Here is a 1,209-nt window from a genome sequence, read left to right on the forward strand (position 1 = left end):
AAATTCGGCTCTAGCGCTTGTCCACCAAGTGCCTGCAGCTATCTTTCTCGAAGCACACGAATACCTGGATCACAACCGGTGCGACCGGTCCCCGTGCGCAAACCCCACGGGTTCCCAGGGCTCGCCCGCGCCCACAGCCAGCACCTTGAACAGCTCGCCCATCTCGTGTTCCATGATCAATTTGGCCGCTGTCGCCCGTTGGGCTTGCGGTAGCTGCTCCATTTTTGGGAGCAACCCACAGTTGATGAGGAAATGCGCCTGCGTGGTGTAACCCAGCACATTGAGGCCCGCCTCCTGCGCGGCCAGCGCCATGGCGGTGAAGTTGACATGCGCAGTGATGTCTTTGAGCCCCACCGCCACCAGCGGGTCGCCATCGGCCAGATGGCCCTGGTGGCACATCACGGTGCCCATGTGGCGCTGGGGGTGGTAGTACTCGTCTTCGCCAAACCCATAGTCCAGCAAGAAGGCTGCGCCGCGCGTGAGCCGGTCGGCCAGCATGCGCATGAAGCCTTCGCCCTGGGCGTGGATCTCGGTCAGGTAGTCCTGCGGGCCTTCGACGCCGATGGGCGGGCGCAGGTTGGTGGGGCGGTCGGCCCAGGCAAAACTGCCGTCCTGAGCTACCGCCACGCCGCGCTCATGCCACACACCGCCCTGCTGGCCGCCGTGGCGCGCCAGCAGTTGCACGGGCATGGCGTCCAGTACCTCGTTGCCCACCACCACGCCGCTGAACTTTTCGGGCAAGGCGTCCACCCAGCGCAGCTTGTGGGCGTGGGCTACCAGCTTGGCTTGCTGGCGCGCACGCAGGCTGCCCGACAGATCAACGATGGTGTAGCGCTGCACCTGATCGCCCAACGCATCCAGCAACTGCAGCGCCAGCGCGCCCGAGCCAGCGCCGAACTCCCAGACCTCGTCGGTGCCGGTTTGGACCAGCGCCTCGCCCACCTGCACGGCCAGGGTCTGGCCGAACAGTGGGGTCATCTCGGGCGCGGTCACGAAATCGCTGCCTGACTCCGGCATGGCGCCGAATTTGGTGGAATCGTTGGCGTAGTAGCCCAGGCCGGGCGTATACAACGCCAGGGCCATGAAGCGGTCAAAACCCAGCCATCCACCCTCGGCGGCAATGGCCTGGGTGATGTGCTGGTGCAGGGCGGTCGTTAAACTGTCGGGTCTTTGGGTCACGGCCCGCATTGTCCCCCACATGTCCACCCC

1 protein-coding gene is annotated in these 1,209 nt (G+C 65.3%); it reads right to left on the bottom strand.

Translation table 11 applies throughout. From position 1 onward, the window contains the following. Positions 1–69: 69 nt before the first annotated feature. A complete protein-coding gene (locus tag DBR23_RS12980; protein ID WP_108498520.1) occupies positions 70–1,188 on the bottom strand; it encodes a class I SAM-dependent methyltransferase in 1,119 nt (372 codons plus the stop codon). Between the last annotated feature and the right edge of the window lie 21 nt (positions 1,189–1,209).

The sequence above is a fragment of the Acidovorax sp. HMWF018 genome (assembly GCF_003061035.1).
In the GTDB taxonomy this organism is placed as follows: domain Bacteria; phylum Pseudomonadota; class Gammaproteobacteria; order Burkholderiales; family Burkholderiaceae_C; genus Acidovorax; species Acidovorax delafieldii.

Coding starts and splice junctions, on each gene's coding strand:
- DBR23_RS12980 (WP_108498520.1), bottom strand. CDS start 1,188: ATGCGGGCCGTGACCCAAAGACCCGACAGTTTAACGACCGCCCTGCAC.